The 23,549-nt window shown below is 65.8% G+C and carries 20 protein-coding genes; 9 read left to right on the forward strand and 11 right to left on the reverse strand.

What is annotated here, in order from left to right; genetic code table 11:
* Positions 1 to 287 precede the first annotated feature (287 nt).
* Entirely contained in the window at positions 288 to 1,415 is a 1,128-nt protein-coding gene (gene ssuD / locus CEJ42_RS04655) for an FMNH2-dependent alkanesulfonate monooxygenase (RefSeq protein WP_088750139.1), read from the forward strand.
* Positions 1,416 to 1,538: 123 nt separating this feature from the next.
* Here ssuD and gcvH read toward each other — a convergent pair whose 3' ends face one another.
* The 11 genes from gcvH to CEJ42_RS04710 all read right to left on the reverse strand — a co-directional run bounded on the left by gcvH (position 1,539) and on the right by CEJ42_RS04710 (position 12,615).
* Positions 1,539 to 1,916 (reverse strand): glycine cleavage system protein GcvH, encoded by a 378-nt coding sequence (gene gcvH, locus CEJ42_RS04660; RefSeq protein ID WP_079215659.1) that lies wholly within the window; start codon positions 1,914 to 1,916, stop codon positions 1,539 to 1,541.
* Positions 1,917 to 1,946: 30 nt separating this feature from the next.
* A complete protein-coding gene (locus CEJ42_RS04665) occupies positions 1,947 to 2,549 on the reverse strand; it encodes a peroxidase-related enzyme (RefSeq protein ID WP_088750140.1) in 603 nt (200 codons plus the stop codon).
* A gap of 14 nt (positions 2,550 to 2,563) precedes the next feature.
* Positions 2,564 to 3,109 carry a CMD domain protein gene (locus tag CEJ42_RS04670; protein ID WP_079215661.1) on the reverse strand — a complete coding sequence of 182 codons (546 nt, stop codon included), beginning with the start codon at positions 3,107 to 3,109 and terminating at the stop codon, positions 2,564 to 2,566.
* Positions 3,106 to 4,437 (reverse strand): acyl-CoA thioester hydrolase/BAAT C-terminal domain-containing protein, encoded by a 1,332-nt coding sequence (locus tag CEJ42_RS04675; protein WP_088750141.1) that lies wholly within the window; start codon positions 4,435 to 4,437, stop codon positions 3,106 to 3,108. Before CEJ42_RS04675 ends, CEJ42_RS04670 begins: the two co-directional genes overlap by 4 nt.
* A gap of 4 nt (positions 4,438 to 4,441) precedes the next feature.
* Positions 4,442 to 6,028 (reverse strand): ABC transporter substrate-binding protein, encoded by a 1,587-nt coding sequence (locus CEJ42_RS04680; protein WP_088750142.1) that lies wholly within the window; start codon positions 6,026 to 6,028, stop codon positions 4,442 to 4,444.
* A 104-nt stretch (positions 6,029 to 6,132) separates the two neighbouring features.
* The gene (locus CEJ42_RS04685) at positions 6,133 to 7,137 is read right to left on the reverse strand and encodes an ABC transporter ATP-binding protein (protein WP_079215664.1); all 1,005 of its coding nucleotides are present in this window, start codon (positions 7,135 to 7,137) and stop codon (positions 6,133 to 6,135) included.
* Positions 7,130 to 8,143: an ABC transporter ATP-binding protein gene (locus CEJ42_RS04690; protein WP_088750143.1), complete on the reverse strand. Its 1,014-nt coding sequence runs from the start codon at positions 8,141 to 8,143 to the stop codon at positions 7,130 to 7,132. The genes CEJ42_RS04685 and CEJ42_RS04690 overlap by 8 nt, the downstream gene beginning before the upstream one ends.
* Positions 8,140 to 9,075 (reverse strand): ABC transporter permease, encoded by a 936-nt coding sequence (locus CEJ42_RS04695; protein WP_088750234.1) that lies wholly within the window; start codon positions 9,073 to 9,075, stop codon positions 8,140 to 8,142. Before CEJ42_RS04695 ends, CEJ42_RS04690 begins: the two co-directional genes overlap by 4 nt.
* 17 nt (positions 9,076 to 9,092) lie before the next feature.
* Positions 9,093 to 10,067 (reverse strand): ABC transporter permease, encoded by a 975-nt coding sequence (locus CEJ42_RS04700; protein WP_079215667.1) that lies wholly within the window; start codon positions 10,065 to 10,067, stop codon positions 9,093 to 9,095.
* Entirely contained in the window at positions 10,064 to 11,530 is a 1,467-nt protein-coding gene (locus CEJ42_RS04705) for a SidA/IucD/PvdA family monooxygenase (RefSeq protein WP_088750144.1), read from the reverse strand. The genes CEJ42_RS04700 and CEJ42_RS04705 overlap by 4 nt, the downstream gene beginning before the upstream one ends.
* Before the next feature lie 140 nt (positions 11,531 to 11,670).
* A complete protein-coding gene (locus CEJ42_RS04710; protein ID WP_079215669.1) occupies positions 11,671 to 12,615 on the reverse strand; it encodes a LysR family transcriptional regulator in 945 nt (314 codons plus the stop codon).
* A 345-nt stretch (positions 12,616 to 12,960) separates the two neighbouring features.
* On the opposite strand from CEJ42_RS04710, the gene CEJ42_RS04715 reads away from it, so the two are divergent.
* The 8 genes from CEJ42_RS04715 to CEJ42_RS04750 all read left to right on the forward strand — a co-directional run bounded on the left by CEJ42_RS04715 (position 12,961) and on the right by CEJ42_RS04750 (position 23,381).
* Complete coding sequence (locus CEJ42_RS04715) at positions 12,961 to 14,148, forward strand: aminotransferase class V-fold PLP-dependent enzyme (protein ID WP_088750145.1); 1,188 nt, start codon at positions 12,961 to 12,963, stop codon at positions 14,146 to 14,148.
* Positions 14,149 to 15,673: 1,525 nt separating this feature from the next.
* On the forward strand, positions 15,674 to 16,684 hold the full coding sequence (locus CEJ42_RS04720; RefSeq protein WP_079215671.1) for a methionine ABC transporter ATP-binding protein: 1,011 nt from the start codon (positions 15,674 to 15,676) through the stop codon (positions 16,682 to 16,684).
* A complete protein-coding gene (locus CEJ42_RS04725; protein WP_088750146.1) occupies positions 16,681 to 17,367 on the forward strand; it encodes a methionine ABC transporter permease in 687 nt (228 codons plus the stop codon). Before CEJ42_RS04720 ends, CEJ42_RS04725 begins: the two co-directional genes overlap by 4 nt.
* Before the next feature lie 34 nt (positions 17,368 to 17,401).
* A complete protein-coding gene (locus CEJ42_RS04730) occupies positions 17,402 to 18,193 on the forward strand; it encodes a MetQ/NlpA family ABC transporter substrate-binding protein (RefSeq protein WP_079215673.1) in 792 nt (263 codons plus the stop codon).
* A gap of 286 nt (positions 18,194 to 18,479) precedes the next feature.
* Positions 18,480 to 19,385: a LysR substrate-binding domain-containing protein gene (locus CEJ42_RS04735; RefSeq protein ID WP_079215674.1), complete on the forward strand. Its 906-nt coding sequence runs from the start codon at positions 18,480 to 18,482 to the stop codon at positions 19,383 to 19,385.
* A gap of 225 nt (positions 19,386 to 19,610) precedes the next feature.
* The gene (locus CEJ42_RS04740; protein WP_079215675.1) at positions 19,611 to 20,594 is read left to right on the forward strand and encodes a M14 family metallopeptidase; all 984 of its coding nucleotides are present in this window, start codon (positions 19,611 to 19,613) and stop codon (positions 20,592 to 20,594) included.
* A gap of 181 nt (positions 20,595 to 20,775) precedes the next feature.
* Positions 20,776 to 21,573, forward strand: a complete 798-nt coding sequence (locus CEJ42_RS04745) for a transporter substrate-binding domain-containing protein (RefSeq protein ID WP_088750147.1) — start codon at positions 20,776 to 20,778, stop codon at positions 21,571 to 21,573.
* Positions 21,574 to 22,082: 509 nt separating this feature from the next.
* Positions 22,083 to 23,381, forward strand: coding sequence for an NCS2 family permease (locus CEJ42_RS04750; RefSeq protein ID WP_088750148.1), 1,299 nt, complete (start codon positions 22,083 to 22,085; stop codon positions 23,379 to 23,381).
* Positions 23,382 to 23,549: the final 168 nt, after the last annotated feature.

Consider the following 23,549-nt stretch of genomic DNA (forward strand, 5'->3'; position numbering starts at 1 on the left):
CGGGGAGGGGCTCCGGGCGGTATTGACGTGTATCAAAATGGGGAGAGGCAGCCAGGAACCGGGCACGCGATGCGGCGCCATGCGGCCGATCCGCCACGGCGCGGGGCGACGGGCCGGTCGTGGCGGCGGAGGTGATTTCAAACCGGCAACAGTTATCGGGATTGAAGCGGAGGGAGCCAATCATTTTTTCCGCCTAAGAACATGCAAAAACATTCTTAGGCATCCGCAACCGGGGGCGCTCTAATAGCAGACCGATCCAACAACGCATCAGGCAAGGAAACGCCCGCATGGCCCCCGACATCTTCTGGTTTCTCCCCACCTCCGGCGACACCCGCTATCTCGGCACCTCCGACTTCGGTCGCGCGCCGACCATCGATTACATGCGCCAGATCGCCGTCACCAGCGAGAACCTCGGCTACGACGGCCTGCTCATCCCCACCGGCGCATCCTGCCTGGACCCGTGGGTGGTGGCCTCGAGCCTGGTGCCGGTGACGCACCGGATCAAGCTGCTGGTGGCGCTGCGCACCTCGCTGGGCGGCCCCGGCCCGTCGGCGCGCCAGGCCGCGACGCTGGACCAGGCCCTCAACGGTCGCCTGCTGCTCAACGTGGTGCCCGGCGGCGACGCCACCGAACTGGAGGCCGACGGCGTGTTCCTCAAGCACGACGAGCGCTATGAAGCCGCCGACGAATACCTCACCATCTGGCGCCGCCTGCTGCAGGGCGAGACGGTGGACTACGAGGGCAAGCATTTCCGCATCAACAAGGGGCAGGTATTCCACCCGGCCGTGCAGCAGCCCTACCCGCCGCTGTACTTCGGCGGCTCGTCGGACGCCGCGCACGAGCTGGCGGCCACGCATGTGGACGCCTATCTCACCTGGGGCGAACCGCCGGCGGCGGTGGCGCAGAAGATCGCCGACGTGCGCGCACGCGCGGCCAGGCGGGGACGCACCGTGCGCTTCGGCGTGCGCCTGCATGTGATCGTGCGCGAGACCGGTGAAGAAGCCTGGGCCGATGCGGATCGCCTGATCAGCAAACTGACCGACGACGACATCGCCAATGCGCAAAAGAACTACGCGCGCATGGATTCGGTGGGACAACGGCGCATGGCGGCGCTGCACGGCGGCCGGCGCGACAAACTGGAGATCGCGCCCAACCTGTGGGCCGGCGTAGGCCTGGTGCGCGGCGGCGCCGGCACCTCGCTGGTGGGCGACGCCGCCACGGTGGCCGAACGCTTGCAGGAGTATGTGGAGCTGGGCGTGGACACCTTCGTGCTGTCCGGCTATCCGCACCTGGAGGAATCGATACGTTTCGCCGAACTGGTGTTCCCGCTATTGGGGAAGAAGGCGGTTACCTTGCGCGACCGCGCGCAGACCGGCGGGGCCTTCGATATCCGCGCGGCGCGCTCTGCGTCCTGAGTTGCCGCGCTGCGCTCGTGGTGGCGCGATGCGCGGCGAAAGACAAAAAAACAAAGACGCCGGGACCCGGCGTCGTTCACGCTACCGTCAGACCCGCCCTGCCAGGTCTGACGGAGACAGCCGTCAGGACACCAGCTTGATATAACCCGCAGCGTCCAGGAAACCCTCCGCCGAAAACGGCACGGCGGGCTTCAGCCTGAAAATCCACTGCTCGTAAGGCGCGCCGTTGATGGCGTCCGGCGTCTGCGCCAGCGACTCGTTGATGGCCACCACTTCGCCATCGACCGGCGCATGCAGGTCCGATGCCGTCTTGTTGGACTCGACGATGCCGCATTCGCCGCCGCGCTTGAACTGCTTGCCCACGGCCGGCATGTCCACATAGACCAGCGTCCCCAGCTGCTCCTGGCCGAAGTCGGTGATGCCGACGGTCAGCGTGCCGTCGTCCTCCACCTTCACCCATTCGTGGGTTTCCGCATAGACGAGATGATCGGGAATCAGCATGGGGTCTCCTTTGCTTTCTTGGTCAAAAAATCAGCCTTCGGCCTTGCTGCCGTCGGGGAACACCGGCTCGCCCAGGTTGAGCATCAGGCGGTTGGCCCAGGCGAAGATGGCCACCGAGTGGATCAGGTCCAGCACTTCGATGTCGCTCAGGCCGACATCCTTGAGCGCCTGGATCTGCTCGGGACGCACGTCGTCCGGACGCTCGGTGAGGTCGATCGAGAACTGCACGATGGCCTTCTCGCGCGCGTCGATGCCGGAGCCGTGGGGATTGTCGAACACCTGCTGCACCGTGTCGTTGCGCTTGGCGTATTGCTCGAAGCGCTGGGCGTGCACCGAGGCACAGTACACGCAGCCGTTCACGCGCGACACCACCAGCGAGCCCAGCTCGCGCTCGGCGCGCGACATGCCGCCGGGGGCGTACATGATGGCGTTGAAGGCGTTCGAGCGCTGGCGCAGGATGTCCGGCTGGTGCACCAGGAAGAGGTAGTAGTCCGAGCTCTTGGCCTTGACGTTGCTCTCTTCCAGCACCTTGACCTGGTCTTCGGTGGCGCGCTCCAGCTCGACGACGTCCAGCCAGGCGTCCCAGTCCAGCGATTCGTTGGTGAAGCCGTTCGATTTGACGATCTCAGTCATGTCCGTTCCTTTGCTCAGTTGGCAGCGGGCGTCGACACGCCGGCCAGTTTCATTGCCTTCAGGCCGGCGATCACGCGCAGCTGGTAGGAGACGAAGGCGATCAGCTGCGACAGCGCCACCACGGCCGGCGTGCTGATGCCGGCGGCCGGCAGCTTCTCGATGGCGGCCTTGTCGCCCTCGACCGGGCGCTTGGTCAGCGCGCGGGTGAAGACCAGCATGGCGCGCACGCGGGTGTGCTGCGCGCCGTCCAGCTGTTCCGGCTCGCCGCTCTCGGCGGCCGCCAGTTGCGCGGCATCGGCCGAGGCCGCCAGCGCGCGCTGGCGATAATGCGCGGCCAGGTCGGCGGCGCCGGCCAGGCGGCTGGCGTACAGCGCCACCAGCAGGCGTTCGTCCAGGCCGATGCCTTCCAGCGCCGGGTCGAACAGGGTGTCGTAGCTGCCTTGCGACGCCACAGCGACTTTGTCGCGCTGGTGGCGCAGGGCGTGCAGCGGGCTGCCGGCCTCAACGCCGGCCAGCTGGTCGATGACATCGCTGTTGATGTCGTAGACGGGAGTGCTCATGGGGAATCCTTTTGAGATGAATGCTTGTCGACAGCCTCGCGCAGGAACGCCTGCGCCTGCTGCCACGAGTCGAAATCGGCGCGGGCGTTGGCCCGGGGCTCGCCGCCGCCGGTGCTGATGCGGCCCGAGACCGGATGCGCGTAGGTGGTCTGGGTGGTCGGCACGAACGGGAACAGGATGGAATGGCCGGCGTCGACGTAGTTGCGCCACACCACCGGCCACGGGTGCGCGACCTCGACCAGCTTGTCGCTGACGATCTTGCAATACAACGCCGAGGGCCAGGAGCCGTCGTCGGTGGCCGACAGCAGCAGCACCGGCGCGGTAATGCGCTCTACGGGAATACGCGCCCGCGCCACCGCCTCCGGATCGGCCAGCGCGGTCAGCATCGCCAGTTCATGGCGGTGCGGCGACGGGCCTTCGTCGAAGGGCTTCCAGCTGGCGGTGCGGTTGTCCTGCCACTGATGCGGCAAGGGCTGGCCGCGCAGGAGCCAGGTCGGCCCTTCCCGGCCGACCGCCGGATCGGCCGCGTTCTGGCCGCTGTGCACCAGCGCGCTGGGCACATAGGCCAATACCGCCGAGACCTTGCCGGGGAACACCGAGCCCAGCAGCAGCACCAGCTCGCCGCCGCGCGACTGGCCGCTGATGGCGACGAAATCGTCCTTGGGTTGCACTTGCGCGCGCAGCCAGTCGAGGCCGCGCGCGAAGTATTCCAGCGGCGTGTTGGAGATGTAGTCGGACAGGCCCGGCGCCTTGAAGTAGGCCAGCGCGAAGGCTGCGTAACCGCGCGAGGCATACAGCGCCGCGCGCGGCTCGTTGATGCCGCCGCCGGAACCGTTGACGATCATCACTGCCGGGTGCGGGCCGGGTGTGGCCGGCAGGAACAGCGTGCCGACCAGTCCCTCTTCCCTCACCTCGCGCCGCGTGACGCCCTCGGCCGCCAGCCGCTGCACCAGCTGCGTGCTGGCCGGGGTGCACGGCGCCAGCCCCGGCGCGCTCAGCGACGACACCGTCAGCGTGGTGACCAGCGGCTCGGCCACGTCGGCATGGAAGTTGTCGCGCTTTCCCTCCTGCAGCGGCCGTTGCGACCAGAACAGGCCCATGGCGTCGATGCCGGTGTAGTCGCCGTCGACGGCGCGGTTGCGTGACAGGTCGACGTCGCCGTGCGCGTCGGCGATGAAGCAGGCGCTGCTCTGCCACTCCACGCCGTTGCGCACGGTCGACGACGACACCCGCACCGGCTCGCCCGGATGCGCGCCGCGCACCACGATGCGGCGCGGCACGTCGATCAGGTCGTCGGCCGGGCTGGCCTCGATCGAGAAGTTGGGCATGGCCTTACTTCTTGTCCTGGGTGACCATCATGGCGGTGGTGCGGTCGCTGCTGATGGGCGTGACCTTCAGGCCCTTCTTGGCAGCCCAGATGTTCTGGTAGTGGTACAGCGGGATGATGCCGACGTCGTCGGACACCACCTTGGCCGAACCGCGCAGGATGGCTTCACGCTTGGCGGCGTCGAACTCCGCGGTGGAATCGGCCAGCGCACGGTCCACGGCCGGGTTGCTGTAGTGGTTCCAGTTGGAGGCGCCGATGCCCTTCTTGGCGTCGACCGTGCCCAGCACGTTGACCAGCGCGTAGCTGGCTTCGCCGGTGCCGTTGCCCCATGCCAGGACCGAGACCGCGAACTCGCTCTTGTTGGCGCGCGAGGAGTACGACGCCCACGGCAGCACCTCGACCTGGGTCTTGATGCCGATGCGGGTCCAGAACTGCGCCACCGCCTGCATGGTTTCAGGCGCTTGCGGATAGCGGTCGTTGGGTACGTGGATGGTCAGCTTGAAGCCCTCGGGGAAACCGGCTTCGGCCAGCAGCTTCTTGGCCTGGGCGGCGTCGAAGGGGATGTTCTTGATCTCCGGGTTGTAGCCGAAGGTGTCCGACGGCATCCACTGGTTGGCCTCGGTGGCCGCGCCCTGCAGGATGCGGTCGATGATGGCCTTGCGGTTGATCGCCAGCGACATGGCGCGGCGCACGCGCACGTCCAGCAGCGGATTCTTCTCGAGCTGCTTGCCGGCGTTGTCGGTGATGAAGGGGCTCGGGCCTTCGTGGAAGGTCGGCTGGATCAGCAGCACGCGCAGGCCGTTGTACGGGTAGACCTTGACGTTGGGCGACTGCTTCAGCTTGGCCAGGTCGGATACCGACACCTTGTCGATCACGTCCACGTCGCCCGACAGCAGCGCCGCGGTGCGCGCCGCGCCGTTGTTGATGTAGCGGTAGTTGACCTTGTCCCAGATCGCACGGCCGTTCCAGTAGTCGTCGTTGCGTTGCATCACCACGCGGTCGCCCGGGGTGTAGGAGACGAACTTGTAGGGACCGGTGCCGACCACGGCCGCGCCGCTGTTGTAGTTCTCGGTCTGCGACTTCTCGCCCACGTGCTTGCTGACGATGTGCACCGAGGCCAGGTTCAGCGGCAGGTCCGGGTTGGGGATGTTGGTCTTGATGACCAGGGTCAGCGGATCCTTGGCGGTGACCGACTCCACCGTGCGCAGGTAGCCGGCGAAGGTCGCCACGCTGCCCGGCACGGCGCGCGCGCGCTGGTAGGAGAAGATCACGTCATCGGCGGTGAAGGGCTTGCCGTCCTGCCACTTGACGTTGGGGCGCAGCTTGAACTCCCAGGTCTTGGGATCGATGTTCTTCCAGCTCAGCGCCAGGCCCGGCACCAGCTTGTTGTAGTCGTTCTGGACCAGCAGGTCCCAGAAATGCAGGTCCACCGAGCGGTCGCCGGCGTGGTTGTTCAGTTGCGGATCGAGCGAGGACAGCGGATCGGCAAAGGCGATGTTGAGGTTCTGCGCGCGGGCGGCGTCCGCGGCCGAGGCCAGGGCCACGCCGGTCAGGGCGACGGCCAGCAGGCGGGTCAGAAGGGTCTTTTTCATGTGCTGTTTCCTCTGTGTTGGTCAGGTTGTAAGCAAGCAGGGATTCTTCGTTTCGGTTTCTGCGGTTGTTTTACTGCGGTGTTGCGTTCGGTCGGGCCGCCGGTTCAGCCGTCGTTGAGATGGCAGGCGCTCATGTGCCCCGGCGCGATCTCTCTCAGCGCCGGCTGCTCTTCGCGGCAGCGCTGCGTGGCATACGGGCAGCGCGGGTTGAAATGGCAGCCGGCCGGCGGATTGAGCGGGCTGGGGATCTCGCCCTTGATGGCGGTGAACTCCTTCTTGCGCGCCGACATGCGCGGCACTTCGGCCAGCAGCGCCTGCGTATAGGGATGGTTGGGGCGGCCGAACAGCTCGCCCACCGGCGCGCTCTCCACCACCCGGCCCAGGTACATGATCACCACGCGGTCGGAGACATGCTCCACCACGCCCAGGTCATGGCTGATGAACAGATAGGTCAGGCCCAGCTCTTCGCGCAGGTCCATGAAGAGGTTGAGGATCTGCGCCTGGATCGACACATCCAGCGCCGCCACCGCCTCGTCGCAGACCAGCATCTCCGGCTGCACCGCCAGCGCGCGGGCGATGCCGATGCGCTGGCGCTGGCCGCCGGAGAACTGGTGCGGATAGCGGTCGCGCAGCGCCGGGTCGAGGCCGGCGCGCATCAGCTGGCGGCAGACGTAGTCGTCCAGGTCGCCCTCGACCTTGCCGTTGACCTGCGCCGCCTCGCCCACGATCTGGTCGATGCGCAGGCGCGGGTTGAGGCTGGCGTAGGGGTTCTGGAAGATCATCTGCACCTGCAGGCGCGCGGCATCCTGCTCGGCGCGGGTGAGCACGGCGCGGTCGCGGCCGTTGACCAGCGCCTGGCCGTCGGACGGGTCCAGCAGGCCGCAGGCGATGCGGCCCAGCGTGGACTTGCCGCAGCCGGATTCGCCGACCAGCCCGACCACTTCGCCAGGCATCACTTTCAGGTCGACCTGGTCGAGGGCGCGCGTGACCGCGGGCGGACGCGACCAGCCGCGCTGCTGCAGCTGGCGCTCCAGCCAGCCCTGGCGACGCTCGCCGAAGCGGCGGCTGACGGCGCGGGTTTCGATGATGGGGGTGACTGCCTTATCCATGGTTCGCCTTCACTTCGGTATTGCTGGCCTGCTGCGCCGGATGGAAGCAACGCACCAGGTGGCCGGGCAGCGGCTCGCTGATGGCCGGCGCCGTCAGGCATTGCTGGCTGACGCGCTCGCAACGCGCGGCAAACGCGCAGGTCGGCGGCAGGTGCAGCAGGTTGGGCGTCATGCCCGGAATCTGGCGCAGGCGCGCGCCGCGCCGGTTGTTGCTGGGCAAGCTGCCGATCAGGCCCTGGGTGTAGGGATGCAGCGGCGCGTCGAGCACCTCGCCCACGCTGCCCTGCTCGACGATGCGCCCGGCGTACATCACCGCCACCTCGTCGGCCAGGCCCGCCACCACCGACAGGTCGTGGGTGATCCAGACCAGCGAGGTGCCGTGCTGGCGCGCCATCTTCTGCACTTCCGACAGGATCTGCGCCTGGATGGTGACGTCCAGCGCCGTGGTCGGCTCGTCGGCGATGATCAGGTCGGGCTTGTGCAGCATGGCAATGGCGATCGCCACGCGCTGGCGCATGCCGCCTGAGAGCTGGTGCGGATAGGCCTGCAGGCGCTCTTCCGGACTGGCGATGCCCATCATGCCCAGCGTGTCGCGCGCCAGTTCGCGCGCCTGCTGGCGGCTCATCTTGCTGTGCGCGAGCACGGCGTCGACCATCTGCGCCTCGACCTTCAGCACCGGGTTCAGCGTCATCATCGGATCCTGGAAGATCATGGCGATGCGGTTGCCCTGCAGTTCGCGCAGCGAGGCGCGGTCCATCTTCACCAGGTCGCGGCCCTGGAACAGGATCTCGCCGCCGACCACCCTGCCCGGCGCGTCGACCATGCCGAGGATGGAAAAGCCGGTGACGCTCTTGCCCGAGCCGGACTCGCCGACCAGGCCCAGGATGCGGCCGCGGGCAATCGTCAGCGAGACGTCGTCCACCGCCGGCAGCACGCCGTCGGGCGTGAAGAAATGGGTGCGCAGGTTGCGCACCTCGAGGGTCGGGATATTGTTCGGCGCGCTCACTTCTGCCACCTCGGGTTCAGGATGTCGCGCAGGCGGTCGCCCACCAGGTTGATGGCGACGATCACCACCAGGAGCGCAATACCGGGATAGAAACTGATCCAGTATTCGCCGGAAAGCATGTACTGGTAGCCGTTGGAAATCAGCAGGCCCAGCGACGGTTCGGTAATGGGCACGCCCAGCCCGAGGAAGGACAGCGTCGCCTCCAGCGTGATGGCGCGCGCCACCTGCAGCGTGCCGATCACGATCAGCGGCGGCAGGCAGTTGGGCAGGATGTGGCGCACCATGATGCGCCAGGACGACAGGTTCAGGCCGCGCGCGGCCTCCACGTATTCCTTGCGGCGCTCCACCAGCGCCTGGCCGCGCGCGGTGCGCGCGTAGTAGGCCCACTCCAGCACCACCAGCGTGGCCATCACGTTGAAGATGCCCTTGCCGACATAGGCCAGGATCAGCATGGCCACCAGGATCGAGGGGAAGGACAGCACCAGGTCGGCCAGGCGCATCAGCACGGTATCGACCTTGCCGCCGGCATAAGCCGCCAGCAGGCCCACCAGCGTGCCGATGACGCCGGCGATGAGCGCCGAGCCCACGCCGATGCCCACGCTGATGCGCAGGCCGTAGAGGATGGCCGAGACCAGGTCGCGGCCCTGGCCGTCGGTGCCCAGCCAATAGGTGAAGGTGCCGGCGCCGTTGGGCGAACCGGGGTGCAGGCGCGAGTCGAGCACGTCCAGCTGCATCAGGTCGTACGGGTTCTGCGGCGTGATCCAGGGCGCGACGACCGCCGCCACGATCAGCAGCAGCACGACGGCCAGGCCCAGCATGGCCGACCTGGAGGCGATGAAATGGCGCATCACGCGGCGCCAGGGCGACTCGCGGCGCGGCGCCTGGAAGGCCGACAGCTCGGCCACCCTGGCCCGCACCTGCTCTTGCGTCATGATCGGTTCCTGCGCGCTCATGCCTTGGCCTCCACCCGCACGCGCGGATCCAGGATCTTGTAGAGCACATCCACCACCAGGTTGATAAAGACGAACATGCAGACGATCACCATCAGGTAAGCCACGATCACCGGGCGGTCCAGCGCGTTGATGCTGTCCAGGATCAGCTTGCCGGCGCCGGGCCAGGCGAAGATGCTCTCGGTCACCACCGCGAAGGCGATGGTGGAGCCGAACTCCAGGCCCACCACCGTCACCAGCGGGATCAGCGTATTGCGCAGCACGTACATCAGCACCACGCGCGAGCGCGACAGGCCCTTGGCGCGCGCGAACTTGACGAAGTCCAGCGGCAGCACCTCGCGCACGTTGGCGCGCGTGAGCCGGATCACCAGCGAAATCTTGAACAGCGACAGGTTGATCGCCGGCAGGATCATGTGGCGCCAGCCGTCGGCGGTCAGCCACGACCATTGCACGCCGAACAGCTCGCCGGTCTGCCCGCGCCCGCCCGAAGGCAGCCAGCCCAGCGAGACCGAGAAGGCCATGATCAGCATCAGCCCGATCCAGAAGGTCGGCAGCGAAAAGCCGAGGATGCTGCTGGTCATCACCAGGCGCGAGAACGGATGGTCGGGTTTCAGGCCGGCCAACAGGCCCAGCGGGATGCCGACGGCCAGCGCCAGGATCAGCGCGGCGAAGGCCAGCTCCAGCGTGGCCGGCAGGCGCTGGAAGATCAGCAGGATGGCCGGCGCGTTATAGACGAAACTGTTGCCCAGGTTGCCGTGCAGCGCGCCGTTGAGGAAGGACAGGTACTGGCGCCACACCGGCTGGTCCAGGCCGAGCTCCTTGATGATGCGCAGGCGGTCGACCTGGTCGACGTCCTGGCCGATCAGGATGTCGACCGGGTTGCCGATCATGTGCAGGCCGAAGAAGACGATCACCGTCATCAGCAGCACCACCATCAGCGCCTGCAGCACGCTCTTTGCGATCGCCATGCTCATCGGGGCAGCTCCGGCAATTCCCATGGCGAAGGCGTCCACTCGTCGCCGGCCAGTTCGGGCTCTTCATAGGCTTCGATATTGCGGTAGTGGTATTCCACGTCCTCGCCGTACATCAGCGAGGCGATGCCTTGCGCCAGGCGGTAGGCGCCGTCGCTGATGGCGGGAATGTCGCCGGAGACGGTGCCGTGGCTGGCGGTGGCGGGATAGCAGAAGCAGTGTACGCGCTCCAGGCCCGGCAGAGCGCCTGGCGTCTTCTGCTGGAACTCGAACACCGGACCGAGGTAGGGCATGTCGCGCAGCTCGGCGTCTTCTTCGCCGGCCGGCGGCGTGTAGCGGTCGCCCCAGGCGAGGATGTGCGGCGCGATGGCGGCGAACTCGGGACGCGCGCCCCAGTTGACCTGGAAGCCGGTGGAGAAGAACAGGAAATCCAGTTCCAGCGAACCGCGGTTGGTCTGCAGCAGCAGCGCGCCGTCGTCCTTGACGGCCACGCTGTCGATGGCGGTGCCCAGCAGGAATCGCGCATTGGAAAAGCGCGACACGCGGCGCGTGCTGCCCGACGGCGGCGGCACCTGCTGCAGGTTGACGTAATGGCGGATGCGCCACTTCCAGGCGTCCGGCAGGTGCTGGTGGCCGTTGACCAGGCCCGGGCTGCCCGAGCCCTTGCCCTTGTTGATGCGCGGCAGTTCCTTGCGGCGGATCAGCAGGTCCACGCGCGCGGCGCCCTGCTCCAGCGCGGTGGCCGCGCTGTCCATGGCCGACGAGCCGCCGCCGACCACGCCCACGCGCTTGCCCTTCAGCTGCGCGTAGTCATAGACGTCGGAGGAGTGCGCCCAGCGATCGCGCGGCAGTTGCTCCACCAGCGGCGGCAGGTAGGCGCCGCCCAGGCCGTCGCGGCCGGTGGCCAGCACCACGCGGCGCGCCAGCACGGCGCTTTCGCCCTGCGGCGACTGCAGCTTCAGCTCGACCACGCCGTCGGCGCGCGGCAGCACGGCCAGCACGCGATGCTCGTTGCGCACGTCCAGGTCCATCACGCGGCGGAACCAGCGCAGGTAATCCATCCATTGCAGGCGCGGGATCTTGTCCAGCGCGTCCCACGCCGCCAGGCCGAACTGCGCCTCGAACCAGGCGCGGAAGGTCAGCGTGGAAAAGCCCAGCGCAGGGCCGGTCAGGGTCTTGGGCGAGCGCAGGGTTTCCATGCGCGCGGTGGTGGCCCAGGGGCCTTCGAAGTCCTTCGGCGACTGGTCGTAGATGACATTGGGAATGCCCAGGTGGGTCAGCGCGACCGAGGCCGCCATGCCGGCCTGTCCGCCGCCGATGATGGCCACGTCGATGACCGGCGCGCCGTCGCGCTCCACCTTGGGCGTCCACGATTTGCCGGGCAAGGCCAGCCATTCGATGTCCTGGCGCAGGCGCGCTTCCAGCGCGGCCAGTCCGATCGCCCCCGTGGTTTCGGTATTGAGCATGTCGCCCCTTCAATGCATGAAAGAGACGCCGCAATCCGCGTCGCCGCGAACCGCCGCCGTCTCTTGTTGGTTATTCGTTGTTCCTGCCTGCTACTGCCGCCCGGCGGCGCCATCCCGGTGCGCTGGCCAAGGCTTGTCCGTCACAGCAACTCGTCGTGCTCGGCCGCGTCGCGCTTGACGAAGCCGTGCAGGATGTTGCGCGCCGAGGTTTCCACCGCGTCGATCAGCGCGCGGGTGATGCCTTCCACCGGCCGTCCGAAGGGCGTCACCACGCCGAAATAGAACGGTATGTCGACCGCCAGCTTCTTCACCACCAGCCCTTCGATGGGCATGCCCAGCGCCGTGATCGGCTCCACCAGCGCCACCCCGAGGCCGGCATGCGCGGCCATGATGGCGTTGAAGGAAGTGTTGGTATCGATCGCCACGTCCAGCGGCTTGTCACCTTTGTCGTCCCCCAACGCGGTCTCGATACGCTGGCGCAGCCGGTAACGGTTGGACATGGTGATCACGCGCTCGCCGCGCAGCGCGGCGCGGGTGATCTTGTCCTTGCCCGCCAGCGGATGATCCGCCCGCAGCACCGCCACGCAGGGCGCCTCGCCGATCCAGTGCAGCTCCAGCCCGCGGTGCGCCACCGGCAGGCTGGTCAGGCCCAGGCTGACGGTACGGTGCAGCACCGCATGCACCACCTGCTCGGCCGAGGCGCTGCGCAGGTGGATGTGTTCGGGAAACTCGCCGCCGCCCTGCGCCACCATCTGCAGCGCCGCCGGGGCGATGGTCGAGGCCAGCGCAGGCGTGGCCACCAGGTGCACCGGCTGCGCCTCTTCGCGCCCGATCTCGACGGCGCGCTCGCGGATGCTGCGCAGGCCGACCAGCGAGCGCTCGACTTCCTCGTACAGCAGGAAAGCCTTGCCGGTGGGCGTCACGCGCGGCCCGTTGCGGTCGAACAACGCATAGCCCAGCTCGCCCTCGAGGTCGCCGATGGCCTTGCTGATGGCCGGCTGCGAACGACCCAGGCTGCGCCCGGCGCCGGTCACGCTGCCTATCGTCATCACCGCGGCGAAAGCCTCGAGCTGGTTCAAATCCATGGAAATCCTCAGGAATCCTGGCAAGTCCTTGATCAGGATCCTTGCATATGATTTTCGGATTATAGGTTTGTATTTATTCTATTTCAGTATAATAATTTTGTATAAGCTAATGCAGGAAGTTCAGGCCTACCGGGAATTGGCCATACTTCCGGCCTTTGGCTTGCCGCCCCGTCGTCCGCCAGGCTGCATGGGACGTTATGCATTGAGGCAAGCGCGCCCGCCGCCCCTTCGCCGGACTTAACCATCATAAATTGCATATTGAAATGAATTTATGTTCGTTTTCCGAATAAGGAACGAGGCGTAATGTAGAACCGTTTTCGCTCGATTTCCCTGGATCCGCCCGTCATGAACGCCCCCGCTCCCTGTCGCCCGCCCGCCGGTGTCACCTTCCCCATCTATCTGGACTATGGCGCCACCACGCCGGTCGACCCGCAGGTCGCCCGGGTCATGTGCGACTTCCTCACCGACAAGTTCGGCAACGCCGCCAGCAGCTCGCACCCCTTCGGCTGGGAAGCCCGGCGCGCGGTCGAGAAGGCCCGGGCGCAGGTGGCCGCACTGGTGGGCGCGCAGGCCTCGGAGATCGTCTGGACCTCGGGCGCGACCGAATCCAACAACCTGGCCCTGAAAGGCACCGCCCACGCGCTGCGCGCCCAGGGCCGCGGCAAGCACCTGATCACGGTGGCCACCGAGCACAAGGCGGTGCTGGACACCATGGACACGCTGGAGCGTGCGGGCTTCGACGTCACCTACCTGAAGCCGGGCGAGGACGGCCTGGTCACCGTCGAACAGTTCACCGCCGCCTTGCGCGACGACACCATTCTGGCCTCGGTCATGTATGTGAACAACGAGATCGGCGTGATCCAGCCGATCGCCGCGCTGGGCGAGATCTGCGCCGCGCGCGGCATCGTGTTCCACGTCGACGCGGTGCAGGCGGCCGGCAAGATCGGCATCGACCTGCAGCGGCTGAAGGTGGACCTGATGTCCTTCTCCGCCCACAAGGTCTACGGCCCCAAGGGCATCGGCGCGCTGTATGTGCGCCACAACCCGCAGCTGAAGCTGGAAGCCCAGATCGACGGCGGCGGCCATGAGAACGGCATGCGCTCCGGCACCCTGGCCACGCACCAGATCGTGGGCATGGGCGAGGCGTTCGATTTGGCCGGCAAGCTGCTGGCCGAGGAAGCCGCCCGCATCACCGCCCTGCGCGACCGCCTGTGGGCCGGCATCTCCGGCCTGCCCGGCGTGCGGCTCAACGGCTGCGCCGTCAACCGCGTGCCGCACAACCTCAACGTCAGCTTCCCGCCGACGCGCTATGGCACGCTGGGCAGCCAGCTGTTGGGCATCGCGGTATCGGCCGGCTCGGCCTGCAACAGCGCGGCCTCGGCCCCGTCCTTCGTGCTGCTGGCCATCGGCCGCGCGCCGGAGGTGGCCCGCAATGCGGTGCGCTTCTCGCTGGGTCGCGGAACCACCGAGGCGGAGATTGATTATGTGGCGGCGACGGTGAGGCAGGTGCTGGCGCTGGAGGTGGTGGATTGAGGTGAGTAGTTGGTGCTTTTGATTGCTGACTACTGATCGCTGATTGCTGATGCAGGGGGAGCCGGGTGCTCCCTTTGTCGTTTTTGTGTTTTGTCTTTTTTCGTTCTTCGCTACCCTCGTTTTTTTCGTCGTGCTGCTTTGCGGGCGGGATGTTGTGTCTGGTGCCTCCGCCTCTCCGCCTCTTCGCATCTCCGCATCTCCGCATCTCCGCATCTCCGCATCTCCGCATCTCCGCATCTCGGCGTCCTGCGTCTCTGCGCCTTTGCATCTCTGAAGCTTGATGCGTGAAGATGCAGCCGCTCCCATCTCCGTCATCCCGGCGAAGGCCGGGATCCAGTGTCGTTCGTTGCGCTTCTCTGAACCTCGTTCTGGCTGAGTAGCCGCTTGTGCGGCGTATCGAAGTCAGCATGCATGCGGTTGTTCTTATTTGGGTAGTCTGGTCTTGCTGCATGCCGATGTACTGGCTCTATGCCTATCTTTCTCCGGTCGAGACGGAGCGCCGGGGGCGGCCCGGCAGCCGCTCACTTTTCTTGCTCCGCCAAGAAAAGTAAGCAAAAGAAGGCGGCCCCTAAGATCCAGCCCCTTCGGGGTGCCCGCCGGAGCGCGCTGAAAAATGGGCAAGACAGAGTCGCTTCGCTCGACTGTCTTGCTGATCCATTTTTCAGCGCGCTCCGGCGGCTGGATCCCAAGGGGAAAGCCTGTCCGGCTCGCCTGCGGCATCGCGTCGCTTGCTGCTCGCCTTCGGCTTCGGGTTCTCGAAGCGCGATCTCTTGCGTCGTTGTTCAAGCAGGTACTCCCAGCCTGCCGTTTACATCCGTCATCCATCTCCCTCCGATCCCATCCACAACCCATGGTCGCGCACCTCCCTACCCATCCCGATGCCGAAGGCGAGGCAGTTACGCTTTCCCCTTGGGGGCCAGCCGGCGGAGGGCGGGGAAAAATGGATCAGAAAGGAGGCCGGAGCGTAGCGACTTGCCTCCTTTCCCATTTTTCCCCGCGCTCCGCCGGGTACCCCTCCGCAGGAGGGGCTGGACCTTAGGGGCCGCCTTCTTTTGCTTACTTTTCTTGGCGGAGCAAGAAAAGTGAGCGGCTGCCGGGCCGCCCCCGGCGCTCCGTCCCGACCGGAGAAAGATAGGACCAGAGCCAGTACATCCGCATGCAGCAAGACCAGACTACCCAAATAAGAACAACCGCATGCACGCTGACTTCGATACGCCGCATGAGCGGCTACTCAGTCCGAACGGAGTTCACAGAAGCACAACGAACGACACTGGATCCCGGCCTGCGCCGGGATGGCGGAGATGACGGAGATGACGGAGATGAAGGAAGGAAGGAAGGAAGGAAGGAAGGAAGGGATACAACATACTTAAATTAAGTAATCACTCCCCCAATCAACCCAAAAATGCCAAAACAACAAATCCATCATTTCCTTAATCGCTTTTCCTCATAAGCAAAAAACTATTAAGAACTTCCCGCCCAAATAACCAAAAGTTAGACTCGGTCATCTTACAAAGATTGACCCACCGTGATTCGCATCGAACACCTACATAAAAAATACCAGGCCAACAAGCGCGACATCATCGCCCTGCAGGACATCAACCTGGACATCGCCCAAGGCGAAATCTTCGGCATCATCGGCCGCTCCGGCGCCGGCAAAAGCACGCTGATCCGCACCCTCAACCTGCTTGAGCGCCCCGATGACGGCCGCGTGCTGATCGACGGCGAAGACATCACCGCGCTCGGCCATGAGGCCCTGCTCGAGCTGCGCCAGCGCGTCGGCATGGTGTTCCAGCACTTCAACCTGCTCAACGCCAAGACCGTCGCCCAGAACATCGACTGGCCGCTCAAGATCACCGGCCGCTACAGCCGCGAAGAACGCGCCGCGCGCGTCGACGAGCTGCTGCAGCTGGTCGGACTGGAAGCACATCGCGACCAGTATCCCTCGCAACTCTCGGGCGGCCAGAAGCAGCGCGTGGGCATCGCGCGCGCACTGGCCAATACGCCGCGCCTGCTGCTGTGCGACGAGGCCACCTCCTCGCTGGATCCGGAAACCACCGCCTCCATCCTGCGCCTGCTGCTGGAAATCAACCGCAAGCTGGGCCTGACGATCGTGCTCATCACGCACGAGATGGAAGTCATCCGCAGCATCTGCGACCGTGTCGCGGTGCTCGATGCCGGCGCCGTCGCCGAACATGGCAAGGTGGTCGACATCTTCCTGCGTCCGCAGCATGCGGTCACGCGCGCGCTGCTGGCCGAGAGCCATGCCTGGGACGAGAACGACCTCTACTACCAGCGCCGCGAAGGCGGCAAGCTGGTGCGCCTGACCTACGCCGGCGAGCTGGCCGCGCAGCCCATCCTGTCGCAGCTGACGGCGGCGACCGCGGCGCTGGCCACCATCGTGCGCGGCACGGTCTCGCGCATCAAGGACACGCCCTACGGACAATTGCTGGTGGAGTTCTCCGGCGGCGAACATGCGGTGGCGCAAGTGCTGGAGCGCCTGCGCCACTCCGGCATCGACCACGAGGTGCTGGCATGAGCGTCCTGATCGAGGTATTGCAAGGCGCCCTGTCGCAAATCGACTGGAGCGAAGTCTGGGACGCCACGCTCGAAACCCTGGCCATGACCGGCGGCTCGCTGTTCTTCACGGTGCTGCTGGGCCTGCCGCTGGGCATCCTGCTGTTCCTGACCAACCGCCGCCAGCTGCTGGAGCAGCGCGGCATCTACCTGGTGCTGTCGCTGCTGGTGAATGTGCTGCGCTCGGTGCCCTTCCTGATCCTGCTGATCGTGCTGATCCCGTTCACGCTGTGGCTGGTCGGCACCTCGCTGGGCGTGACCGGCGCGATCCCGCCGCTGGTGATCGGCACCGCGCCGTTCTTCGCGCGACTGACCGAAAGCGTGCTGCGCGAGATCGACCGCGGCGTGATCGAGGCCTGTACCGCCATGGGCGCGCGGCGCCGCCAGATCATCTTCGGCGCGCTGCTGCCCGAGGCGCTGCCTGGGCTGCTGGCGGCCGTGACCATCACCGCCATCACGCTGATGTCGTATGCCGCGATGTCGGGCGTGATCGGCGGCGGCGGACTGGGCGACCTGGCGATCCGCTACGGCTACCAGCGCTTCCAGACCGAAGTGATGGTGGTGACCGTGGCCATCCTGGTGGTACTGGTGCAGCTGCTGCAGTTCTTCGGCGACCGCCTGGTGCTGCGCTTTACCCGTAAATGATTTTTACCCCTCACAACAAGACTGGAGCATAGACATGTCCCGCAAACTGATTTCCCCCCTGCTCGCCGGCGCCGCACTGGCGCTGTCCATCGGCGCGCACGCCGCCGACAAGCTGGTGATCGCCGCCACCCCGGTGCCGCACGCCGAGATCCTGGAACACATCAAGCCGGCGCTGGCCAAGGAAGGCATCGACCTGCAGGTGAAGGTGTTCACCGACTACGTGCAGCCGGCCGCGCAGACCAACGAGAAGCAGGTCGACGGCAACTTCTTCGCGCACCAGCCCTACATCGACCAGTTCAAGAAGGCCCACAAGAACGACGTTGAAGTGTCGGTCGCCAAGGTCCACGTCGAGCCCTTCGCCGCCTACTCGCAAAAGTACAAGAAGCTGGCCGACATCCCCAATGGCGCCACCATCGCCATCCCCAACGATCCGTCCAACTCCGGCCGCGCCCTGCTGCTGCTGGCCCGCAACGGCCTGATCAAGCTCAAGGACACCTCCAACATCTCGTCGACCCAGAAGGACATCGTCGAGAACCCGAAGAAGCTGAAGTTCCGCGCCCTGGAAGCGGCCACCCTGCCGCGCGTGCTCAACCAGGTCGACGTCGCCCTGATCAACACCAACTATGCGCTTGAAGCCAAGCTGAACCCGGTGAAGGATTCGCTGTTCATCGAAGACGCCAACTCGCCTTACGCCAACCTGCTGGTGGCACGCGAAGACAACAAGGACAGCCCCGCCATCAAGAAGCTGGCCGCCGCGCTGAACTCGCCTGACGTCAAGAAGTTCATCGAGGAAAAGTACCAGGGCGCCGTCGTCCCGGCCTTCTGAACCGCCTCCCTGTAGCATCGGCCGGCCGCCTGAACAACGGCCGCAGAAGCGCGAAAAACGCCTCGCCGCTGCATTTCACTGCGGGCCACGGAGCAATCCGTGGCCTTTTTTCTTGCCGCGCCATCCTTGCCGCGCCTCTTGCGCAATCCTCGCCGTTTGGCGCCGCAAGTTTGGCGCTACAATCGCGCTCCAATACAGGCAGCCCTCGTTTGGAACAGGTCTTGCTCTTTCCGCACCGATCGACAACGCGCGCGCACTCCGCGCGCCCAAGGCAAAGGAACCGCAAGTGCATCTCGTCTGGCTGGAAGACTTCATCGAACTGGCGCGCACGCGCAGCTTTTCGCGCGCGGCCGAAAACCGCTTCGTGACCCATCCCGCGTTCGGGCGCCGCATCAAGGCGCTGGAGCAATGGGTGGGCGCCGAGCTGGTCACGCGCACCCAGCCGGTGACCCTGACCCGCGCCGGCAAGCTGTTCCTGGACGCGGCGCACAATTCGGTGGACGTGCTCTACGCCGCGCGCGCCCAACTGCAGGAGTCCTCCGCCGAGACCGAGAAGGTGCTGCGCCTGGCCACCGGGCGCACGCTGTCGCAGACCTTCTTCCCCGACTGGTACGAAGGCATCAAGCAGCATTGCGGCGTGTTCCCGGTCTCGATCACCACCGGCGGCGCGCAGGATGTGATCATGAAGCTGGCCGCCGGCGAGGCCGACATCCTGCTGATCTACTCCAGTCCCGCCACGCGCATGCTGATCGACCACCAGCGCTACGAATCCCAGACCATCGCGCACGAACTGCTGCTGCCGGTGTCCGCGCCCGACAAGCGCGGCAAGCCGCTGTACCGGCTCGATGCCAAGGCCGGCGCCATGCCCTGGCTGGCCTTCTCGCAGACGCTGACGTTGCGCGGCGTGCTGGCCAAGCACCTGGCCGAGCTGGAGCAGAAGCCGGCGCTGAAGATGGTCTACCAGGCCGACTCCTACGAGTCGATCCAGGAGATGGCCGTGCGCGGCACCGGCGTGGCGTGGCTGCCGCAGCGCCTGGTGCACAAGGACATCGCCGAGGGGCGCCTCTTGGTGGTGGGCGAGCAGAACCTGCGCATCCGTTTCGATGTATCGCTGTACCGCGTGCGCGGCAGTACAAACGAACTGGTCAACGCGATCTGGAACTACGCCGCCACCGGCGCCGGCCCGCGCTGATCCGGCGCGGCGGCGACGGCATTCCCGCCGTGCGGGACTGCATTGCGAGCAAGCACGCCAATGGTGAGAACGCGCCCCAAGTTCGCGCGCCGGACCGCTCTCGTGCCCCACCATCAACCATCGCGCGCGGCGCCGATCCAAACGGCACAGGCCTGTGCCGAATCGGCACGGGATCGCATGCGCGCCTGCCTATACTCGGCTGCGAACGCAACAACGAAAGCATGCATGAAGACCCTGGAGCAGATCCGCGCAGCCCTGCCGCAGTACCCCGTGGAAGTTGAATTTCCCGACATCGACCGCTGGCGCCACGGCAACACCGGCGTCGACTACGTCCACACCTTCGACAGCCACATCGACGGCCCGCACGTGATGATCCTGGCGCTCATGCACGGCAACGAAGTCAGCGGCGCCATCGCCGTGGACCGCCTGCTGCGGCAGGGCCTGCACCCGGCCAGGGGCCGCATCACGCTGGGCTTCGGCAACGTCGCCGCGTATGCCCGCTTCAACCCGCAGGACGCCGACGCCTCGCGCTATATCGACGAAGACATGAACCGCGTCTGGACCGCCGGGCGCCTGGACGGCGACGAGGACTCCTCCGAGCTGCGCCGCGCGCGCGAGCTGCGCCCGGTGATCGATACGGTGGACTTCATGCTGGACCTGCATTCCATGCACGAGGCGGCGCCGCCGCTGATCGTCAGCGGACCGCTGGACAAGGGCATGGACTTCGCCGCGCAGCTGGGCTCGCCGCAGCACGTGATCGTCGACAAGGGGCATCCCAACGGCGTGCGCATGCGCGACTACGCCGGCTTCGGCGACCCGGCCAGCCCGAAGAACGCGCTGCTGGTGGAGTGCGGCCAGCACTTCGCCGCCGCCAGCGAACGGGTGGCGCAGGACGTGGCCGCGCGCTTCCTGCTGGCCACGGGCGTCGTGGAACGCGCCGACGTGGCGCAGCTGCTGCAGGACGACCCATTGCCGGCGCAGCGTTTCATCGGCGTCACCGAGCCGGTGGTGGCGCAGGGCATGGAGCTGGAATTTTCCGCCGACTACCGCGGCATGGAAGTCATCGCCAAGGCTGGCACGGTCATTGCAAAAGAGAACGAGCGCGAGATCGCCACCCCCTATGACGACTGCACGCTGGTGATGCCCTCCTTGCGGCATATCGGACCGGGCGTCACCGTCGTCAGGCTGGGACGCGATATCGCGCGATAGCAGAAGAGACGCATCTCTCGCACGCGGCGCACCAGACGCCGCACCACCCGCGGCGGCATGCAAGCCAGGCCGCGGCGCAGATGGGCAGGCCGCATCCCTGCCGTCATCCGCACGAATGGGCGGCGCCCGGAACCTGGGGCCGGCGCCGCAAAATCGAGGAACTCACTTTCAAGGGGTAATTATGAAGTTTGCAAAACCGGTGCTGGCCGCTTCCTTCGGCCTGCTGTCCATCTTCGCCGTCAACGCCCATGCCGATGCGCTGGCCGACATCCAGAAGGCAGGCGTGGTGAAGATCGCCGTGCCGCAGGATTTCGCGCCGTTCGGCTCGGTCAACGCCGACCTGCAACTGCAAGGCCTGGACATCGACGTGGCCAAGCTGATCGTGCAGAAGATGGGCGTGAAGGTGCAACTGGTCCCCGTGGCCAGCGCCAACCGCATCGCCTACCTGCAGACGCACAAAGCCGACCTGGTCATCTCGACCCTGGGCAAGAACGCCGAGCGTGAAAAGGTGATCGACTTCTCGCAAGCCTATGCGCCGTACAACAACAGCGTGTTCGGCGTGGCCAGCATCAAGGTCTCCAGCGCCGCCGACCTGGCCAACAAGACCGTGGGCGTGGCCCGCGGCACCTTCCAGGACATCCAGCTGACCGACACCGCGCCCAAGAGCACCACCATCAAGCGCTACGAAGACAACAACGCCATGATCTCGGCCTATGTCTCCGGCCAGGTGCAGCTGGTGGGCACCGGCGACTTCGTGGCCTACGCGCTGGGCGAAAAGGCCCCGGACAACAAGCCGGTGCTGAAGTACATCATCAACGAGTCGAGCTGCAGCGTCGGCCTGAACAAGGGCGAAGCGGCCCTGCTGGCCAAGGTCAACGACGTGATCACCGCCGCCAAGAAAAGCGGCGAGATCAACACCATCGTCAAGAAGTGGCTGAACGTGCCGCTGCCGCAGAAGATGGCGACGACCTTCCAGTAAGGCGTCCGGAAGGCAGGAAAGAGAACGGCGGAGCGATCCGCCGTTTTTTTTCGCCCGTCGCCGTCGCAGCGGGTCCGTTTTCCCCTGCCGGCCACGGCCGGAAATTGATTTATGACAAGAGGATCCCTAACATTGAGGGTTTTGCCGCGGGACGGCGGCGACCGCCGTTGCGCCCTTCCCGTCCCCTGAAAAACGCAAGACCGTGAGCAGCAAGGCAACATTCGAGCAACAATGACAACATGCGCGCCACCGACAACAGCATTCCCTGTTGCAACACCCAAGTTTCCCAACCGCAAAACCCTTGCCACACGCCGTTTTTAGAGGCTTTATACGCATATAACCATATGTTTATAGTGGCTATATTTCCCCCACTTACTCCGACACATGAAATTGGACGACATTACGTACGCTGCAATCAATACGCACAGAGCAACGCCCATTTTTTGCCTGCCTCGCAACCAGGCAAGTTTTCCGGCGTATAAAAAAGGACCAAACGGAGACAACCAAGAATGAACGCGCTAGACAAGTTTTTCAAACTCAGCGAGAACGGCACCACCGTCCGCACCGAACTGTTGGCAGGGCTGACCACCTTCCTGACGATGGCCTACATCATCTTCGTCAACCCATCCATCCTGGGCGACGCCGGCATGCCCAAGGATTCGGTATTCGTGGCCACCTGCGTGGCGGCCGCCGTCGGCACCCTGATCATGGGGCTGTACGCCAACTACCCGATCGGCCTGGCGCCGGGCATGGGCTTGAACGCCTACTTCGCCTACGCCGTGGTCAAGGGCATGGGCTTCCCGTGGCAGGCCGCGCTGGGCGCGGTGCTGATCTCGGGCTGCCTGTTCCTGATCGTGAGCGTGCTGCGCATCCGCGAAATGATCATCAAGAGCATCCCGCAGTCGCTGCGCACGGCCATTCCGGCCGGCATCGGGCTGTTCCTGGCGATCATCTCGCTCAAGAGCGCCGGCATCGTCGCCGCCAACCCCGCCACCTTCGTCACCATGGGCGACCTGCACCAGCCGGCGCCGGTGATGGCCATCATCGGTTTCCTGGTGATCGTGGCGCTGGACAAGCTGAAGGTGCGCGGCGCGCTGCTGATCGGCATCCTGCTGGTGACCGTGATGTCCTTCCTGTTCGGCGGCAACCACTTCACCGGCGTGTTCTCCACGCCGCCTTCGGTGGCCCCGACCTTCCTGCAGCTGGACGTCAAGGGCGCGCTGTCGATGGGCCTGCTCAACGTGGTGCTGGTGTTCTTCCTGGTGGAGCTGTTTGACGCCACCGGCACGCTGATGGGGGTTGCCACCCGCGCCGGCCTGATGAAGGAAGGCAAGATGGAGCGCCTCAACAAGGCCCTGATGGCTGACAGCACGGCCATCGTCGCCGGCTCCCTGCTTGGCACCTCCAGCACGACTGCGTATATTGAAAGTGCGGCCGGGGTGCAGGCCGGCGGACGCACCGGCCTGACCGCCGTGGCCATTGCCGTGCTGTTCCTGCTGTGCCTGTTCATCGCCCCGCTGGCCGGCGTGGTGCCGCTGTATGCGACCGCCCCCGCGCTGTTCTTCGTGGCCTGCCTGATGGTGCGCGAGCTGGTGCACATCGACTGGGAAGACACCACCGAATGCGTGCCGGCAGTGATCACGGCGCTGGTGATGCCCTTCACCTACTCGATCGCCAACGGCCTGGCGCTGGGCTTCATCAGCTACGCCGGCCTGAAGCTGCTGACCGGCCGCGCGAAGGATGTGTCGGCGATCATCTGGATCATCGCCGCGATCTTCCTGTTCAAGCTGATCTATCTCGGCGAGTAAGGAAGCAATGACGAAGGGATGCGCCGTGCGAGGCGGTGCATCCCGGGATTGTCAAAAGATGGAATTGGACAATCGTTGGCAACAAAACGATACGTACAATCAGTTCCATCCTTTGAGGACCCCGGCACGTTTCTTGAATGTTTTTTCATGAGAGGAACGACCATGCAG

This window comes from Herbaspirillum robiniae (assembly GCF_002213415.1).
Taxonomy (GTDB): domain Bacteria; phylum Pseudomonadota; class Gammaproteobacteria; order Burkholderiales; family Burkholderiaceae_D; genus Herbaspirillum; species Herbaspirillum robiniae.

Coding starts and splice junctions, on each gene's coding strand:
- ssuD (WP_088750139.1), top strand. CDS start 288: ATGGCCCCCGACATCTTCTGGTTTCTCCCCACCTCCGGCGACACCCGC.
- gcvH (WP_079215659.1), bottom strand. CDS start 1,916: ATGCTGATTCCCGATCATCTCGTCTATGCGGAAACCCACGAATGGGTG.
- CEJ42_RS04665 (WP_088750140.1), bottom strand. CDS start 2,549: ATGACTGAGATCGTCAAATCGAACGGCTTCACCAACGAATCGCTGGAC.
- CEJ42_RS04670 (WP_079215661.1), bottom strand. CDS start 3,109: ATGAGCACTCCCGTCTACGACATCAACAGCGATGTCATCGACCAGCTG.
- CEJ42_RS04675 (WP_088750141.1), bottom strand. CDS start 4,437: ATGCCCAACTTCTCGATCGAGGCCAGCCCGGCCGACGACCTGATCGAC.
- CEJ42_RS04680 (WP_088750142.1), bottom strand. CDS start 6,028: ATGAAAAAGACCCTTCTGACCCGCCTGCTGGCCGTCGCCCTGACCGGC.
- CEJ42_RS04685 (WP_079215664.1), bottom strand. CDS start 7,137: ATGGATAAGGCAGTCACCCCCATCATCGAAACCCGCGCCGTCAGCCGC.
- CEJ42_RS04695 (WP_088750234.1), bottom strand. CDS start 9,075: ATGACGCAAGAGCAGGTGCGGGCCAGGGTGGCCGAGCTGTCGGCCTTC.
- CEJ42_RS04700 (WP_079215667.1), bottom strand. CDS start 10,067: ATGAGCATGGCGATCGCAAAGAGCGTGCTGCAGGCGCTGATGGTGGTG.
- CEJ42_RS04705 (WP_088750144.1), bottom strand. CDS start 11,530: ATGCTCAATACCGAAACCACGGGGGCGATCGGACTGGCCGCGCTGGAA.
- CEJ42_RS04710 (WP_079215669.1), bottom strand. CDS start 12,615: ATGGATTTGAACCAGCTCGAGGCTTTCGCCGCGGTGATGACGATAGGC.
- CEJ42_RS04715 (WP_088750145.1), top strand. CDS start 12,961: ATGAACGCCCCCGCTCCCTGTCGCCCGCCCGCCGGTGTCACCTTCCCC.
- CEJ42_RS04725 (WP_088750146.1), top strand. CDS start 16,681: ATGAGCGTCCTGATCGAGGTATTGCAAGGCGCCCTGTCGCAAATCGAC.
- CEJ42_RS04730 (WP_079215673.1), top strand. CDS start 17,402: ATGTCCCGCAAACTGATTTCCCCCCTGCTCGCCGGCGCCGCACTGGCG.
- CEJ42_RS04740 (WP_079215675.1), top strand. CDS start 19,611: ATGAAGACCCTGGAGCAGATCCGCGCAGCCCTGCCGCAGTACCCCGTG.
- CEJ42_RS04745 (WP_088750147.1), top strand. CDS start 20,776: ATGAAGTTTGCAAAACCGGTGCTGGCCGCTTCCTTCGGCCTGCTGTCC.
- CEJ42_RS04750 (WP_088750148.1), top strand. CDS start 22,083: ATGAACGCGCTAGACAAGTTTTTCAAACTCAGCGAGAACGGCACCACC.